A 17,510-nucleotide genomic window follows, 5' to 3' on the forward strand; every position below is an offset into this window, starting at 1 on the left:
GGGCCTTTGTGCGGCCTGGCTGTTGTTGTGTACCAGACCGCCGCCCAGAGGGCGACGCGGTTGGAATCGTCGTAGAAGCGTCGCGTCGCCAGGAGGCGCCTCAACGCGCATCCTGGCGACGCCATCACTCCAACTGGCCGGGAGTTACCGCACTCCCTGCGTCCCATCCCCCGCCTACCGCACGCACTAGTTCGACGCTAGCGACGAGTGCCCGCATGCGGTTTTGCAGGCTGGCTCGTTCGATGGTCAGCATCGTGCGCTCCGACTCCAGCACATCCAGGTAGTTGGTCAAGCCACTCTTCTGACGGGCCTTGGCGACTGCAATTGCTCGTCTGGCAGCATCGAGCGCTTGCTGTCGTCCCGTCACAGCGGTTTCATTCGTCGCGATTTCAGTCAGCGCATCGTCGACTTCTTTCAGCGCCAGCAACAGCTTGCTCTTGTGCGATGCCACGGCCTCTTGGTAGCGCGCATCCGCCGCCGCGAGGTTTGCCTTGTTCCTGCCGCCGTCAAAAATCGGCAAGGAGATGGCCAGGGGGCCGAACGACAACTGTTGACCGCTGAGCAGCGAACCAAGATCCCTGGACGCGAATCCAAAATCTCCCGTCAGTTTGATCGTCGGGTAAAACGCCGTTTCAGCGATGTTTCGATCGGCAATCGCCGCCCGGATGTCCTGCGCACTCGCTGCCAGATCAGGACGTCGCGAAAGGATCGTCGCGGGCGCGCCAGGAGCCATACGCGGCGGCGGTGGCGGAAGCCAGTCGGCGGTGGCCTCGTCGTGATGAATCGCCGGCACGGAAAACTCCGCCACCGGCCGCGCGGTCAGAGTAGCGAGGCTGTGCTCGTTCAACTCGCGCCGCTTGCGCGCTTCTTCCATGTCGGCCGTGGAGTTCGCCAGTTCGGCGCGGGCCCGGGCCAAGTCGAGTTCTCCCTCCAATCCACCGCGATAGCGCGTTGTCAGCAGGCCAACAGTTTCGGCATGTGAGCGCTGAACAGCTTGCAGGAATGCCAGATCCGCTTCCGCCGAGCGCATCTGCCAATAAAACTGAACCACTTCGGAACAGAGAATCAACATGTACGAATCGATGTCGATCTTCGCCAACTCGACCCGGGTATTGGCTGTCTTCACAGCATTGGCCACGCGTCCCCACAGGTCCGGTTCCCAGGAGGCTCTGGTTTCGATCGAATACTGGCTGCCTTTGATCGATTGCTGCCCAAGCGCTAGGCCGAACGGGGTATTAGGCGAAGTGCGAGAGTAGCCAATGCCGGCGTCGGCATCAAGACGCGGTAGTGATGTGGACGAGACGGCATTGACCTGTTCGCGGGCAGCACGCAATCGGGCATAAACGACACCCAGATTGGGATTGTCCCGCAAGCTCGTTTTCACGAGCTGGTTGAGGACTGGGTCGTGATAGTTTTCCCACCACTTGCCCTGAATACGCTCGCCGTTGAAGTCACCCTTGAACTGCTGCGGCGCGTTGACAGGTCCTTCCATGGGAGTCAGCGGACCCGTGGAACAACCCGCCTGCGACAACGCGAGCGTCAACAAAAGAAGCTGGTACTTGTTCTTGCGGATGCTCATTTTCCCGTTCCAGAAACCACTCTATCTGCCAGCCAGATGACCACGGCCGACGCACTCAACACGACACCCAGGACGAAAAAACAGTCGTTATAGGCCATGACGTACGCCTCCCGGCGCACAACATGCGAAATCGCCGCGAAAGCCTGATTGGTCGCACTGGACGAGTCCGCATCGCTTTGCAGAAAGCCGGACGACAAACGCCCGATTCGCTCAAGCACACTGTTTGAAAAAAAAGAAACCGATTCACCAAGGCGCATCGAATGGTATTTCTCCCGCGTAGTGAGTAATGTCGCGAGAATGGCGGTCCCGACGGCGCCACCCAGTATTCGCGACATATTGAACAGGCTGGACGCCGAGGACATGTTGGTCAGTTCCATCCGGGCCGTGGCGAAATTGGACAAGGTCAACACGATCATCGGCTGACCCAGACCTCTGAACAGTTGCGAGGCCACTAGCTGGTCGTGCATGGTGCCCGCCGTCATGTTGGTATTCATAAACGACGATACGGCGAACAGAATCAGACCCAGCGCGCAAATTAGACGGTTGTCGTAGACTTTTGCGAACCTGGCCACGACAGGCATCAGAAATATTTGTGGCAGCCCCATCCACATGATGACCAGGCCTATCTGGAAGGAGTTGTAGCCCGCGATCTGCGAGAGAAACAACGGCAGCAGAAATGTCGACCCGTACAGCGCCATGCCGCTCGTGGCGCCGACGATGGACGACACGCCGAAATTCCGGCGCGCGTAGAGTCGCAGGTTCACGTAAGGGCTCGTGCGCGAGAACATCCTGTATATCCAGATGCTCAGGTTCACCAGCGCCAGCCCGAAGAAGACCTGAACGAAGCGCGAGTCGAACCAGTCGCGCGTGTTGCCTTCTTCGAGGAAGACGATCAGCGAGACTAGCCCCACCGTCATTGTCGCGATGGACAGCCAGTCGGCTTGCCGGAGCGCACCGGCCTTGCCCGCATCGTGGTCGAGCCCGTGGGCAAGGCCAATCAGCAACAGGATGCCCGGCCCCCAGTTGATGAAAAAGATCGACGGCCAGCCATACATACTCGTGAGCACGCCGCCGATGGTCGGACCGAAGGCCGGCGCCAAGGTGGTGGAAAGCATCAGCCACGCAAGTCCTGCCGGGCGGCTGGCCGGCGGAAGGCGCGTCAACAGCAGCGTCATGGCCATCGGAATCAGCGCGCCGCCCGCCAGGCCCTGCAGCATGCGAAAGACGATCATGCTTTCCAGATTCCACGCATAGCCACACAAGGTGGAAAACACGAGGAAAAAAAATCCGCTGGCCAGCATGTACATACGGAGACCAAGAACGGTCATGAAAAAGGCCGTCACCGGAATGACCGTCACCTCGGCCGCCAGATAGGCGGTGGACATCCACGAGCCTTCGTCCTGTGTGGCGGACAGCGAGCCGAAGATGTCCTTGAGCGATGCATTGGTGATCTGGATGTCCAGAATGGACATGAATACGCCGAGAATCGCGGCGGAGACCGCCACCCACGTCCGACGCAACGCCGCATCGTCGGTAAGCGGGTCTGGTGATGACGGCTTGCCGGGGCCGCTTTGGAACATATCGGTGCCGACGGTCTTCATGAGCGCCCTTGATGACTGGCTGCCGCGGCAGGATGCGCGGGGCGACCCTGCCGAAGATCAATCTCCACGACTGCGGACATGCCCGGCGCAAGACGCGACTTGTAGGCATCGACGGAGGACGGCTCCAGCGAAATTCGCACGGGAACGCGCTGAACGATCTTGGTGAAGTTACCGGTTGCGTTGTCCGGCGGCAGCAGCGCGAACTGATTGCCGGACGCGGGCGAGAAGCTCTCGATATGCCCAACGAAATCGTGCGCCGGAAAGGCATCCACGTGAACGGTCGCAGTCTGCCCCGGCACCAGTTGGCCAAGCTGGGTTTCCTTGAAATTTGCATTGACCCACACATGGTCCTGCACGATGGCAAGCACCTGCTGACCTAGCGCGATCCGGGATCCGACCTCCACGTTCTTCCTGCCTACGACGCCGCTGACTGGCGCATGGATGTCGTTGTAGCTCAGTTGAAGTTGCGCGTCCTGAAGTTGAACGAGCAGCCCACTTCTCTTGGCGAGCAGGATGTCTCTTGACGCGACGGCCGAAGCCATGTTGGCCTGCGCCGCGGATTGCCGTTCCTTCTTTTCGAGCAACTCGGCGGCAGCCACGTCGGCGGCGGCCACCGCATTATCCAGCTCTTGCCTTGACACCGCCCGCATTTCCTCGGTGAACACGGTCTTGTAGCGCGCTGCGTCGGTGCGCGCCCGGCGTGCTTGTGCCTCGGCGCGCTCGACCTCTGCCCTGGCCGATTCGACCTCGGCGGTCGATTTCCGGATCTGCGCTTCCACCTGCTTGCTTTGCGCATCGATTTCCACGAACTGGGCCTGGACCTCGCGGACCTTGATTTCCTGATCGGATTTGTCGAGTTGGATCATCAGGTCCCCGGCGCTCACTCGTTGATTTTCTTTAATGAGAACCCTGCTCACCGTGCCGGCGATACGCGGTGAAACGAAGGTGATGTTGCCGTCGAGAAAAGCGTTGTCCGTTTCCTCGAAATAGTGACTTCGCCATGCCATGCGTGCCGCAACCATCAAAGCCGCAACGACGACCGCGCCGATGATCAACCGGTTCTTCCGGCGGCCATCGCGCCGCTGGGCCGAAACTGCGGAAGCAGCAGCGTCGTTCGGATCGGGCACGGATAACCGTGCCGCCGTATCTTGATACTCAGGCATCTCCACCTTTTGTGTGATCTGTATGAATTAGGACGGTGATGAAGCATCAACCGTGTCTTACGGCAGACATGCGCCGCACGATCTCGGACACCACGTGCGCCGCGTCGTCGCCCACGCCGCCCAGAAGGCCGGACTTCTGCTTGTACAACCACGGCAGTCCGACGAAGTAGAGGCCTGGCTGTGCGGTGACGCCGCGCTTCTGGACGGGATATCCGTCCTCGTCAAACACTGGGAAGTCCACCAAACTGAAGTCGAACCGGTAACCTGTTGCCCAAATGACGGTTTCGATGCCCTCTCGCGTGGCGTCGAGCGAAGAAAGTTGCTCGCACTCGAAACCGTCCTTCCACTGCGTCACGCGTTGCGATTCGCAGTCGAGTCGATGCTCTGCGATGTACTGATCGATTTGCTCGAGAAGCGATTTCTCGAACTCGTCGGCCAGTTTCAGATTCCGGTGCAGGTCCGGCGCAAGATAAATTGTGCTATTGCGCACGTCCATCAGCCGGCCCAGTAGCGTGATGCCGTCGCGGTGGAAGCGGTGCAGATTGATATCGCGGCCATCCGATCGGCCGACAAAGCGGTTGGCCGCGAACTTGATTCCTGGCGACATCAACTGGTCCACTGTTTTATCCGCAAGGCCAAGCAGTTCCAGCCACTCCGAACTATCCTTGCCGCGATACCGCTGCGGCGCCCGGCCCGACTCGCCGACGCACAGGAATACCTTCCGGTTGCTGCGATTGATTTCGTCGGCAATTTGGGCGCCAGATTGGGAACTTCCGACCACGAGCACGGCCCCTCGTCCCAGCTGCTCAGGGTTCTTGTAGTCGCTGGAATGCAGTTGACGGACGTGGCTGGAAAAGCCCCGTTCAAACGAAGGAATGCGAGGTGTCTGAAACAGGCCCGTGGCCATGACCACCTGCTTCGCCCGCATTTTGCCGGCATTGGTCTCCACCTCGAAGTCGTCGTCCACGCCCGCGGTCACTGACAGCACCCGGGTGTTGTAAAGCACGGGCAATTGATACTTCGCGACGTAAGCCTTGAAACGAGCCGCCACTTCGGCCTTGGTCATGAACCCGTGGGGATCGGTCCCGTCGTACTCCGCGCCAGGAATCCGGAAAGTCCAGTTGGGTGTTACGAGGGTAAAGGAGTCCCAAAGACGGTCCGTCCATTTGTGGGCCGGGCGGCCTTCGCTCTCGATGACAAGATGCTCGATGCCGTGCGAACAAAGGTGATAGCTCGTGACCAGACCAGCTTGTCCGGCGCCGATGACGAGCGTGTCCACGGTATTGATGAAAGATGATCGATGGTTCATGCGAGGTTTTTGCTACCAAGAGTCATATCCGTGATTCGGCGAAGACACTCGCCGCGGACAATCGAAAAATGGGTTTCGTCGAGATCGATCGTCTCTCCTGGCGCGGCCGCATTGCCAACTGACGCCGGGAAAGGCACGAGGAAGGGGAAGTCGGAGAGTCGCGTCGCGCGAAACTGCACTGGTGCGATACGGGTTGCTTGCGGCCGGTGACCAATCAGCGCGTTGAAGTTCGCCCGATGCTCGGCCAGAAGGCTGTCGAAATCGGCCGCCGACAAGCGCACACCGCCCGCCTCGTCGAGCATCGACCTGACTGCCTGCAACCTCCGGGCCTCAGGCAACGACAGCAGCAATTCCAGGTCTTTCGGACTGTCCTGCGTCTGTAGCAGATCGCGAGCGAAATTCTCCAAGAGTCGATGCCCTTCCAGCACCGTACGATCGAGAGCTGGATTCCCGACCCAACTGTCGATCATGATCAGGTTCGCGACCGTCGCGCCGGCGTTCTCCAGCAAACGTGCCATTTCTTGCGCTATGGCGCCGCCCATGGACCATCCCCACAGCGAGATCCGGGCATTGGAAGAAATGTGGCTAGCCAATTCCTCGGAATAACTGGCGGCCATACCCGTCACCGTCCTTGCAACGCCGTCGCCGCGCGACTGGATGCCGATGACAGTCATGTCCGCGGGAACGTAGTCCAGCAGTTCCCGGTAGCACAAGATGTTGCCGCCTACTGGATGAACAGCGACCAGCACATCCCGCGAATCAGACTCGGGAGCCGCGTCCCGAATGCACACCACCGCTTTTCGTGGAAGATTTGAACCGGCTCTCCGGGCATGATCTTGCGGGGCGCTTTCGCGGATCAATCCGGCTTGAGCCGCGATCGTGCCGTGACGCAGCAGCGAGGCCAGCGACAAGCTTTGCCCGAACTCGACCGCGATAGCGTTGAGCAGGCGCACCGCTAGCAGCGAACTGCCGCCCAGCGCGAAGAAGTCGTCGTGAACGCCGGGACTTTCGATACCCAGCAAGCCTTCCCAAAGGCTCGACAAGGCACACTCGGTGTCGTTGCGAGGCAAGATTCTTTCCGTACTTGTTATCTGTAGCACGGCTGCTTTTTGACCCAATGCGGCGCGGTCGATCTTTCCGTTGGCCGTCACGGGCATATGATCGATTTCAACGAGCAAACTGGGCACCATGTACTGGGGCAGCAAATCGCTCAAGTGCTGTCGTATCGATGTCTCGATTGCTACAGCGCGCTCTGAAACAGCGCGATCGCGAACGTAGAATGCCAGCAGTTGCAGCCCGTGCTGTTCACCGACAGTCTTGACTAGCGACGCGGCGCTACGCACGCCGGGGCATCGTTCGAGCACAGCGTCGATCTCGCCCAATTCCATGCGATGCCCATGAATCTTGACTTGGGTGTCGTTGCGCCCAAGAAACTCCAGGCAGCCGTCCGAACGGTAGCGGCCGAGGTCCGACGTCTTGTAGAGACGTTCACCGGTCTGAGGCTGCGTGATGAAGCTCTGACTAGTCCGTTCTGGGTCCCGGTAGTAGCCCTGCGCCAAACCGATGCCGCCGATATACAGCTCGCCGACAGCGCACGCGGGCCGGGCCTGCAAGGCGTCGTCGAGCACGTGGAAACTTTGGTTCGAAAGCGGCCATCCGTATGGAATACTCCGCCACGCCGGGTTCACCGTATCGATGATGAAATAGTTCGACCAGATCGAGGCTTCGGTGGCTCCGCCCATGCTGACAAACGTCGCGTTCGGCGCGACGGCGGCCATGCGCCCCGGCAGGGATACCGGAATCCAATCGCCGCTCAGCATGATCAGCCGCAAACTCACAAAAACCGCGGCCGCCTGACCTGCCGATACTTCGAGCAGCATTTCCAATAGCGCGGGCACGCTGTTCCAGACGGTGACGCCATGCTCCTGAAGACATTTGGCCCAATCGGCGGGAGACGGGCCGTCGCCGTAAGGCGGCAGCACCAGCGTTGCGCCCCGGCCCAGAGTGGCGAAGATATCGTAGACAGAGAGATCGAAATTGAAGGCCGAGAGACCTATGACGCGATCGTGCGTGTCTAGGCCAAACCGCGCGATGACGTCCTGGAGCGTGTTGACAGCCCCGCGATGATCAATGGCAACGCCCTTTGGCTGGCCCGTCGATCCGGAGGTGAATATCACATAGGCCAGATCGTGCGGATGCTGAACGTTGGCCAGTGCGACGGCCTCGGTGGGCGCTTCGTCCGGCAGCACGTCCTCGAGCGCCAGCACTATCACGTCTGCCGGGACGCTCAGACTAGCAACGCACTCCCGCTCGCCTAAAACGACCTTGACGCCCGGCTGCTGGATCAACCACTGCTTTCGTGCCTGGGGAAGGTCATGGGCGACAGGAAGGTACGCGCCGCCAGACTGCACCGTGGCAATGACCGCGGCCACCTGACGCCAGCTCCGCCGTGCCACGATGGCAACGAGGTCATTGGCGCATACGCCCAGGCGCCGCAATGTCGCCGCCAAATGCGTGGTTCTGTGAAACAACTCGCGGTAGCTGATCTCGACGCGGGACGCGATCAGCGCGGTTTGCTCGGGATAAGCGCCACACGCCGCGTGGAAGAAGTCATGCAACAGTCCCTGAGGCAGCACCCGTGCGGTCTGATTCGCGAGGCGGCGGGCGGCAAGCGCGGTCTCGGGCAGACTCGGAACGAGCGAAGAAGAGTCCTCCAGCGCCAGAAGTTGACGCAGGGCGTTGCCGTACGTCTCGAACATTTCCTCGATCACGCCGACCATGAACACGCCGTCGACGTAATCCCAGTTCAGAATTAGACGGCCTTCATCCATGTAGACCTGATGGTCGAGCCATACCTGAGGCGTGTTCATGCCGCCGCCGTCGGTGCGCCAGCCCAGTTCGGCCGGTGCGGTCATCGAGCCATTCTCGAGTCCCAAGGTGCTGGCAAACACCACCGGCATGGCCGGCAGCACGGGCGCCGGACGGCTCATCATCCGGATCACGTCCACGCCGGACACCTTGCGGTATTCGATCTCGCGAAAGAGTTGCCTTTGCAAGGCGCGCGCGCGCCCTTGAAAATCGCCTTCGACTACGGGCACTTCCAACAGCAGGGTGTTGCTGAAATTGCCAATGGTGCGATCGAAGCGCGCATCGTCTGCGGGACGATTGGAAATCAGCAGATTCAACGTGAAGGCCGGATGACGCGACCACATGCGCAGGACATCCGCGAACAGCGTGCATAGCAGAGCGTTGAGCGTGACGCCGAGCTTTCTTGCCTGCGAGCCGAGTTGCTGAACATCGGCCGGTTCAAGGCAGATCTGGAGGCGACGGAAGACCGACTTCCCAGGAATTTCATCCAGATCCCGAATGGGCAGATCCGGTGCGGAAGGCAGTGTCTTGAGCTTGTCGTTCCAGTAATCGAGGGACAGCTGATACTCCGGCTCGGACCTTTCCACAGACAGCCGTTCGGCATACTCGCGAAACGCGGCCGTCGGCGCGTTTATCGCCCTTCCGCTATACGCGTGCGTCAGGTCGTTGAAAAACAACGCGAGCGAGTAACCATCCAGGATCAGCAGACGAAACAGGAAATGAACACGATAGCCGTCGTGAACACGATCGACGAAGCAGGCGAACTGGCAGCCGCTGTCGATGCCGGGCAGATGCTCGCTCGCCGCGTCCTTCCGGCCACCCGCGACGCTTTCCTGGAATGCCACTTCGTGATGCCGCAAGTCACGAATGCGCACCTCGTAGCGTTCGGGCATAGCGGCGATGGACTGCGTGCTGTCCGCATGAACGCGGGTTCGCAGCGCCGGGTGGTTGACCATGAGGACGAGCAGTGCCTGCTCCAGCCGCTGCACATCGAGTTCCGTCGTCCGGAAGCCGCGATACAGGCTGGCCGCGGTGTTCAGTCGATAGCCGTTTTTTTCGCCGATCCAGTAAGCCTGCTGCATCGGAGTCAACGGGTAGGCCCCGCGGACGCTGTCGTTCGGGACAGGCAAGGTCGCAATTCTTCCGCTCATGAGATCTCCTGTGCGGCGTCGATATCCTGCAAGCGCGCCTGACTGGTCTCCCTCGCATCGAGGAAGCGCGACAGCGCATCCAGGCTCGGGTAGTGCTCGAAGAGCTGGGGCACCGTCAGCTTCATGCCACGCTGCCGACTGACGACGCGCGTGAATTCCATCAGCACGATGGAATCGACGCCAAGCTCCATGTAGGTGGCGTGAGGATCGATGCTCGCCGCATCGACGTGGATGAGCTTTGCTAGCAGACTCTTCAGCGAGTCCATGGTGTTTACGCCTGGTTCGGTCCGTGCGTCCGAACTAGGCGCTTTCTTAGCCACCGCGGCCGGCGGATGAATCGCGGGCGCGCCATACGCGGCCGCCGGAGGCAACGCAGCGTTGGTTTCCGAAGCGAAGGCCAGCAGCACGTTCTGCGGCCACGCCGTGGACGAAACGCCCGTGCCCGGAATGGCGCTGAAGTGCTCGAAACCAGCCTTCAGCACACACTCGCGCCATTGATCGATCGCCATGAACGGCAGGTTGCTGACCTTGCGGTGGTCCTGATAGTGGCCAAAGCTCTCGATGTGCGCGAGCGTCAGCATCTGAATTGGCGTATTAACCGTGCCCTCTATCAGCATGGTTACGCCGCCCGGCGCGAGAAGCCGGCGCAGGTCCAGCAACGTCCGGTCGATGTATTTCGCGGCGTGCACAGCATTCGCGGCCAGAATCAGGTCGAAAGAAGCCGCTTGATAGCCTTGTTCGGCGAAGCCCTTGTCGAGATCGAAGAGGCCATACTCAATGAACGGCACAGCGGCGAAGTGCGCCCGGGCGCGGTCTGTGAAGAAGTGCGAGACATCCGTGAAGCGATAGACGACGCCTGACTGCGGCAGCGCCTTCAGCAGCGCCGCCGTCGTGCCGCCGGTCCCCGCGCCCAGTTCCAGGATGCGCATGGGAGTCCGGCGCGAAGCGGTGTGCCGGGCCACGAGCGCCCCTAGCACTTCCGCCGCGATACGGTTCTGCATTCTGGATACAGGATTGAGTTGATAAAGCGAGTCGGCGACACTGGTTTGGCCGTCAGGGAACAACAAGTCGAGCGGATTCGTCAGGCCCTTGAGCAGCCCGACCTGACTGAAGGCGCACGCCCTTACATAGTCCACGAACGGTCGAACGTCGTCGTCCGCCTGGATCGTGGCGAACAGCGTGGCGACCTGGCTGCGCAGCTTCACCGCATCGAACGCAACGAGGTTGCGAAAGAGGCCGTCACTTCCGGCCGCCTTGACGAAGCCGGTCTGCTCGAGCGTCATTAGCCATTGTCCGAGCGGCGCAAGCCGATTGGCTTTGAGTCCGAACCGTTTGCAGATAGATTGCGCGGACGCCGTTTCTCCAGGCTGGCGGAACTGCCCCAGTTCGGCCAGTGAGGCAGCCATGACCAGCGGGCAGGCCTCTTCTAGACGTTGCCAAATGTCCTCAAAGCGCGCCAACGCCGGGCGCTCGGCAGCGCGGAAGCCGTCAAGGGCCTGTTCGCCGCGGCGGACAACGGCATCCCAAGCCGGCAGTCCGACGAATGGAATCGATGGATCTGATCGTGTAGGCAATTGCGTCGTTGCGGCGGGAACATCGGGCGAAGGCAGCTCCGGAGAACGCGACTGGAACCAGTGCTGTACTTTCTCGAACTCGTACACCGGCAAGGACAGAATCTTGCGTGACGATGCGTCGAAGAACGGCCGCCAATCGATGTCCGCGCCCGCGCCCATCGCGTCCAGCAGGCTTTCGATCACATTCTCGTGGTCGCGGTCGTCTTGCCTCAGCAGCGGCAGCCAGCGAGGGCCAGCATCTCCCAGGCACGCCTTGCCAAGGGCGCACAGAACCGGCCGGGAGCCGATTTCGATTGCCAGGTCGATACCAGCGCGTGCCAGCGTTTGCAGCGAATCAGCAAAGCGCACGGGTTCACGCAACTGACGCGCAAAGTAGTGGCCGTTAAGCTTCTTTCCCGGACTCCAAAGGCTACCCGTCACGGTGGAAACGAAGCCAATCTCGGGCGCGTGCAGTTCCAGCGCCTCGGCGGCGTTCATCAGCGCGGGTAGAGCCGGCTCCAAAAGAGCCGAATGGTAAGGACGCTCGACCTGCAACTTGCGCGAGTCTATTCCGCGCTGCTCCTTGAGGCGAGCGCAGAACTGCGACACGGCATCGGTGGTCCCGGACACCACGCAATGTTGCGGGCCATTGACCGCGGCCAGTTCAACCTGACCATTTGCGAGCAGTATTGCGCGCCGGACTGTATCTTCATCGGAAAAGACCGTTGCCATGCTGCCCGAAGCGACCCGGTTCTCGCACAGGTCGCCGCGTACGAGGACCAACCGGAGCGCGTCTTCCAGGGTCATGGCCCCGCAGGTTACTAGCGCCGCATACTCGCCGAGGCTGTGACCCAACGCGAGATCGGCACGGATGCCGAACGACAGCACGACCTGGCTGATGGCGTATTGCAGGGCGAAATGGACCGGTTGCGCCAAGGCGGGCCGTCTCGTGAGCGGGCCGGTAGCGTCCTCGTAGAGCCACGCGTCGAGCGTCATGCCGAGCACCGGCTGCAATACCTCGTTGCAACGCTTCAAGGTATCCTGAAAGACGGGCATCCGACGAAACTCACGCGCAGCGTTCTTCAGCGGCATGCCTTGTCCTGTGTAGACGAAAGCGATCTTCGGCGCGGCCCGCCTGGATACGTATTCATCGCTACCCTGGACCAGAGCCTGCAATTTCGCCGCGAGCGCCGCCGGACCGTCGGCCGTAACTGCGAAACGGACATCTTGCGGCGTTCGGCGGCAACTGCTGGTGTAGGTGAAGTCGGGCCAATCCTGCGCGGGCAAGGTCGAAAGCATCTCGACATAACTGACGGCCAGGCGATCTAGCGCCGCCCTGTCGCGAGCGCTCATGACGAAGGGCAGAACGTCTGAAGAGGGTACCGGCGCGGGCTGCGCCCCAGCTGCATCGCTCGCGTCCCCAACCACCACGCAGGCGTTTGCACCGGAAAAGCCGAAGGCGCTCACCGATGCGTAGCGCCTAGCCTCGGTCGACGAAGGCCAATCGACGCGAGTGCGGGAAATCCGCAGGCGCGCGCCAAGATCGAGCAGCGGGTTGAGCCGCGACAGATTGCGCTGCATCGGAATGGACCCGTGATGCAGCATCAGCAAGGTCTTGATGATTCCGGCCATGCCGGCAGCGGCTTCGAGATGACCGACGTTTGCCTTGGCCGACCCCAGATAGCATGGCTTTCCTTCCGCGTGGGCGCCCTGCGCCAGAACGCGTGACAAGGCCCGGCATTCGATGGAATCGCCTAGCGCCGTGCCAGTGCCGTGCGCTTCGACATACTGAAGATCGGACGGGTCGACTTTCGCATCCGCAAGCGCGCGCAACACGAGCGCTTCCTGCGCACTGCCGTTGGGTGCGGTCAGGCCGTTGCTGCGTCCGTCCTGATTGATCGCCGTACCAAGGATGGCGCCATAGATTCGGTCACCGTCGGCCAGCGCGTCCTCGTATCGTTTGACGACCGGCACGCCGCAGCCTTCGCTGCGCACGTAGCCGTCGGCCGCTGCGTCGAAGGTCTTGCACTGACCGTCGGGCGCGAGCATACCGGCCTTGGTCAGTCCAATATCCCAGTCCTTGGCAAGCAGAACGTTCACCGCACCAACAAGAGCCGTACGGCATTCGCGCTCGCGCAAGCTGCGGCAAGCGAGATGCACCGCCGTCAGTGCCGACGAACAAGCCGTATCGACGACGAACGACGGGCCGCGCAGATCCAGATGATAGGCAATCCGGTTCGCAATGACCGCCAGCACCGATCCCTGATTGCTGTAAGCGTCCAGTTCACTGTGCGCCAACTGAAGCGATCCGTAGTCGAATGCGGAAGCGCCAAAAAACACACCGGTTTCCGTTCCGGCTAGCGTGGACGGAATGATGCCGGCATCTTCGAGCGCATTCCAGGCCACTTGCATCGCCATGCGCTGCTGAGGGTCGATACACGCCGCTTCGCGATTGGTGATCATGAAGAATGCGTTGTCGAATTGCCCCACGTCGTCCACGAAACCGCCATGACGCGTCGCGCCATCCGCTTCGCGGCGCGTGCCGACCCCGCTTCGTCCTTCCGACAGCAATTCCCAGTAGGCCGCCAGATGACTCGCACCCGGAAACCGGCATGCCATGCCGACCACGACGAGAGTGTCGGCATCGGGCGATGCCGTGGCCACGCGCGGCTGCCCGGACGCGGGCGCGGGCGTCCGCACCAGGCTGCCCAGATGCGCCGCCAGCCGCTGGACATCCGGATGGTCATAAAACATTGCGGGAGAGACGGCGATCTTGAAGTGGACCGCCAGTTCTTCCGCGATGCGCGTCGAATCAAGCGACCCTAGTCCGTACTCCGAGAACGGGCGATCCACACGGATGCTTTCTGGCGAAAGCCGCGAAATATCCGCGATACGCCGGATCAGAAAGTGTTCCATTTTCTCCGAGTTGGCCTGGGCTGGCGCGGCGGTCCCGACGGCAGGCACATCCGCGTTACGTTCGCGACTCCACGTTGCGACGAGCCGCAGACTACCGTCGAGAAAAGCCTGCCTGGACTGGCGGCGCTGAATCTTGCCGCTCGAGGTCTTGGCCGTGGTGCCTGGCTGTATCAGGGCGATGGATTCCACCGGGAGATCGAACGCCGCCCCCACCGCGCGCCGGATCGCATCGAACATCTCCTCATAAGGGCCGTTGCGATGTCCGCGCGTGAGTTCCTGGACCACGACCACGCGCTCCTCGCCCTCTTTTAGCACCGAAAAAACAGCGCAGGAGCCATGCACGAAACCAGGATGGGCGCGCTCGAGGAGGCTTTCAGCATCCTGCGGATAATAGTTTGCCCCCCGCACGATGATGAGATCCTTGATGCGCCCGGTCGTAAAGACTTCGCCCTCGTGAATGAAACCGAGGTCACCCGTGCGCAGAAAAACCTTGCCGGGAACGCTGGGCAGGGTGGCGCCGAACGTCGCCGCCGATTCGTCGGGCCGCATCCAGTAGCCGCTCGCCACGTTGTCGCCGGATACCCAGATTTCCCCGGCCTCGTCCGGCGCGCATTCGGTCAAGCCTGCGGGATCGACGATCTTCACGATGGTGTCCGATAGCGGCTGACCGCAGGCCACCAGGGACGCAACCGTCTCGTCCGGTCCCGCCAACCGGACCTTGTTGCGCTGCAGTTCCTTGTCGGACAAGCGCAGAATGCGACATGGCGAATCCCAGTTCTGGCCTGTGACGATGCATGTCGCTTCGGCCAGACCGTAGGCCGCCGTCATGGCGAGAGGATCGAAGCCGAACGGCCGGAACTTTCGGGTGAATCGCTCCACGGTTTCCGCGCGGATCGGCTCTGCGGCGTTGAGCGCCATGCGCCAGGAAGACAGATCGAGACCTTCGCATTCCTGCTCTGTCATGCGCTCACAGCAATGCCCGTAGATGAAGTTGGGCCCCATGCTGTGCGTGCCTTTGAAATCCGAAATCGCGCGCAGCCAGCGCGATGGCTTCTGCGCGACCGCAACGCCCGGCAACAGATAGGCCGAGATGCATCGATACATCGGGAACAGAATGCCGTACAGCAAGCCGAGATCATGGTAATGCGGCACCCAGCAGACGAGCTTGCTGTCGTCGTCATGCCCCAGTCCCTGATCCCATTGCTGCAAATTACTGAGGATGTTTCGGTGCGACAGCATGACTCCCTTGGGCATGCCCGTGGAGCCAGACGTGTATTGCAGCAATGCAATTGCTTCGGGAGACGGCATGTCGAAGCTTAAGTCGGACAACGAATCCCATTCGTCGAATCGATCGACTTCCAGCCACGTCAGGTTTCCATATTGGGGATACCGTCCCACGAAGAGCGCCGAATTGCCGATACTCTTGCTGACACCCAGCACTAGCGATGGCTGGCAATCCTCCATGATCGCGAGCATTCGCCGAACCTTGTTGGAGTCGCCCGTGAGCGGCACCGGTGCAACCGGCACCGCTATAACATTCGCCATGAGACACGCCAGAAACGCTTCCACGAACTCCAAGCCAACTGGGAACACCATGATGGCGCGCTTACCCGAGAAGCCCTTCTGCTTCATCCACCCTGCCAACGCTCTGGCACGCTGGAGTAGTTCGACGTGAGTCAATGTGCGTTCGACGGTTTCTCCGTCCCGTAGACTGGTGTAAGAGGCTGCTACTCCACGGTTTGTATTGCGGACGAAGACTTCGAATAACGAGCCGGAATTCATCTCTTCTTGTTCCTCTTTGACTGATTCTAGTTGCGCACGTCGATTCATTTGGGATGCTCGCGTGCTAAGCGGCGATCTGTTCGGATAAATGGACTCGTGCGCGCTCAGAAAAATTGACCTTCCATGCGCGTTTTGTTTAGCGTCTGGAATCCATCGCGTCACTTGCGAGGACTACAGTTCTTACACTGTTGTCGGCGAGTCGCGCCTGCTCTCGAATCACGTTTATTTGAATTCGACGGCTTAATTCTTATTCGGCACGGACAGGGTTTTAATAGGGGGAAGCGATAGATGTTGATTAGGACATTTCTAGTTGTGATTTTCGAGCACTGCCGAATATGTCTGATTATCCGAAGAAAAAGTAAGCTAAGACTGCTAAAGCAACGGTGTCGATTGCTGGCGCGTGTCGCGTACTTGGCGGTGCGGCCTAAAGGCGCCGGACATGGATATCTCGGAAATGATCTCTTTCGTCGTTGGAAAACCAATCGCGCTAAACTTTACCTGCTCCGTTACAAGCGGAAAGATCAATGATTGGCAGCCTATCACGTGAGGTGAAGTATTGAAGCTGTAATTTCACGTCCTTTGCACTCGATCAAAATACGGGAAAAGCTGAATTACGTAATTGCCATAGGGCATTTTCAAAAGATAGATTACTGCTAGAAATGAAAATAACTTGGTCGCAGTTAATATCTCCTTGCAGTTCGATCGTCTGTTTCGCGCCGACTTTCACGCTTTCGTAAGCACCATCGGCACCGCCTGAAACGCGCCGATGGTCACCTCTCCGCATCGCGCCACCGAAACGGTTTCATCGATGCCCACCGCGTGCGTTGCAAGAGCACGGTCGCGGTCTCCAGGGCTTGGCGAGGATTGTGCGCTTGGCGTCAACGGTGATGGCTTCTTCTCGCCTACGGTATCGGTCCGGTTCGCGCCGATGGGAATCTTCTCGTTGTTGTTCCCCCGCTCGCTACGATCAATACCGATGGTGATCGTTTCGTCATGGCCAACCGACTCGGTCCGGTCGTGCTTCACGACGGTGGTTTCATTGTTCCGATGAACTTCGTGTCGTGCCCGTCCCAGTGAGTCTCGACTGCAATATCCCGATTGCGCTCCGCATTTAGAAGTACATGCTCGCCGCCTTTCGTGTCGTCGAAGCGGAGTTGATTTTCGGACCTTGCACAAAAGATTTACGCGCCACGCGGCCCGGAGTGAAGGGCTGCTTGGCGTTGATGACGCAGAATCCGCATTCGCAGCCATTCTGTTGTGCGCTGTTGAAGGTCGCAGTCTGACAAGTCGATTTCGTAGCGCGATGAGATTCTGCGTGTTTTTTAGGCGCTACGCGGATGGCGTCAAGCCCGACAACATACGGGGCGGCTCGCACCCGCTGGCGGGCAGCGTCGTCCTTCCTGGCCATCCATCGAGTCTCCCTTCGCGGCCATGATCACGCAATGCGCCAACACCGAATCCGTTGCCAATTACTTTGCAAGACTTAGAAGTAGCACCATTCAACGGCAAAACTATAAGGAGATGCCGTGTTTTTGCATGCAACATCCACCTATACTTAATAGCCGTTCGTCACCGATTAATTCAAAAA

At 60.3% G+C, this 17,510-nt stretch carries 9 protein-coding genes; all 9 read right to left on the minus strand.

The genetic code is table 11. The annotated features are described in order from the left end of the window. Positions 1 to 124 precede the first annotated feature (124 nt). The 9 genes from QCE79_RS06840 to QCE79_RS06875 all read right to left on the minus strand — a co-directional run bounded on the left by QCE79_RS06840 (position 125) and on the right by QCE79_RS06875 (position 17,330). Entirely contained in the window at positions 125 to 1,579 is a 1,455-nt protein-coding gene (locus QCE79_RS06840) for an efflux transporter outer membrane subunit (RefSeq protein WP_309842918.1), read from the minus strand. Then, entirely contained in the window at positions 1,576 to 3,180 is a 1,605-nt protein-coding gene (locus tag QCE79_RS06845) for a DHA2 family efflux MFS transporter permease subunit (RefSeq protein ID WP_250525804.1), read from the minus strand. The genes QCE79_RS06840 and QCE79_RS06845 overlap by 4 nt, the downstream gene beginning before the upstream one ends. Beyond that, the gene (locus QCE79_RS06850; protein WP_309842921.1) at positions 3,177 to 4,343 is read right to left on the minus strand and encodes an HlyD family secretion protein; all 1,167 of its coding nucleotides are present in this window, start codon (positions 4,341 to 4,343) and stop codon (positions 3,177 to 3,179) included. Before QCE79_RS06850 ends, QCE79_RS06845 begins: the two co-directional genes overlap by 4 nt. A 46-nt stretch (positions 4,344 to 4,389) precedes the next feature. Then, a complete protein-coding gene (locus QCE79_RS06855) occupies positions 4,390 to 5,652 on the minus strand; it encodes an NAD(P)/FAD-dependent oxidoreductase (RefSeq protein ID WP_309842924.1) in 1,263 nt (420 codons plus the stop codon). Then, a complete protein-coding gene (locus tag QCE79_RS06860) occupies positions 5,649 to 9,671 on the minus strand; it encodes an amino acid adenylation domain-containing protein (protein WP_309842926.1) in 4,023 nt (1,340 codons plus the stop codon). Before QCE79_RS06860 ends, QCE79_RS06855 begins: the two co-directional genes overlap by 4 nt. Beyond that, positions 9,668 to 15,970 carry a polyketide synthase gene (locus QCE79_RS06865; protein WP_309842929.1) on the minus strand — a complete coding sequence of 2,101 codons (6,303 nt, stop codon included), beginning with the start codon at positions 15,968 to 15,970 and terminating at the stop codon, positions 9,668 to 9,670. The genes QCE79_RS06860 and QCE79_RS06865 overlap by 4 nt, the downstream gene beginning before the upstream one ends. 675 nt (positions 15,971 to 16,645) lie before the next feature. Next, positions 16,646 to 16,948 carry a bacteriophage T4 gp5 trimerisation domain-containing protein gene (locus QCE79_RS06870; RefSeq protein WP_309842932.1) on the minus strand — a complete coding sequence of 101 codons (303 nt, stop codon included), beginning with the start codon at positions 16,946 to 16,948 and terminating at the stop codon, positions 16,646 to 16,648. Then, positions 16,945 to 17,103, minus strand: coding sequence for a bacteriophage T4 gp5 trimerisation domain-containing protein (locus QCE79_RS39325; RefSeq protein ID WP_404989361.1), 159 nt, complete (start codon positions 17,101 to 17,103; stop codon positions 16,945 to 16,947). Before QCE79_RS39325 ends, QCE79_RS06870 begins: the two co-directional genes overlap by 4 nt. Beyond that, entirely contained in the window at positions 17,034 to 17,330 is a 297-nt protein-coding gene (locus tag QCE79_RS06875; RefSeq protein WP_309842934.1) for a hypothetical protein, read from the minus strand. Before QCE79_RS06875 ends, QCE79_RS39325 begins: the two co-directional genes overlap by 70 nt. Between the last annotated feature and the right edge of the window lie 180 nt (positions 17,331 to 17,510).

This window comes from Caballeronia sp. LZ003 (assembly GCF_031451465.1).
In the GTDB taxonomy this organism is placed as follows: Bacteria; Pseudomonadota; Gammaproteobacteria; order Burkholderiales; family Burkholderiaceae; genus Caballeronia.

Coding starts and splice junctions, on each gene's coding strand:
- QCE79_RS06840 (WP_309842918.1), bottom strand. CDS start 1,579: ATGAGCATCCGCAAGAACAAGTACCAGCTTCTTTTGTTGACGCTCGCG.
- QCE79_RS06865 (WP_309842929.1), bottom strand. CDS start 15,970: ATGAATCGACGTGCGCAACTAGAATCAGTCAAAGAGGAACAAGAAGAG.
- QCE79_RS06850 (WP_309842921.1), bottom strand. CDS start 4,343: ATGCCTGAGTATCAAGATACGGCGGCACGGTTATCCGTGCCCGATCCG.
- QCE79_RS06860 (WP_309842926.1), bottom strand. CDS start 9,671: ATGAGCGGAAGAATTGCGACCTTGCCTGTCCCGAACGACAGCGTCCGC.
- QCE79_RS06875 (WP_309842934.1), bottom strand. CDS start 17,330: ATGGCCAGGAAGGACGACGCTGCCCGCCAGCGGGTGCGAGCCGCCCCG.
- QCE79_RS06855 (WP_309842924.1), bottom strand. CDS start 5,652: ATGAACCATCGATCATCTTTCATCAATACCGTGGACACGCTCGTCATC.
- QCE79_RS06845 (WP_250525804.1), bottom strand. CDS start 3,180: ATGAAGACCGTCGGCACCGATATGTTCCAAAGCGGCCCCGGCAAGCCG.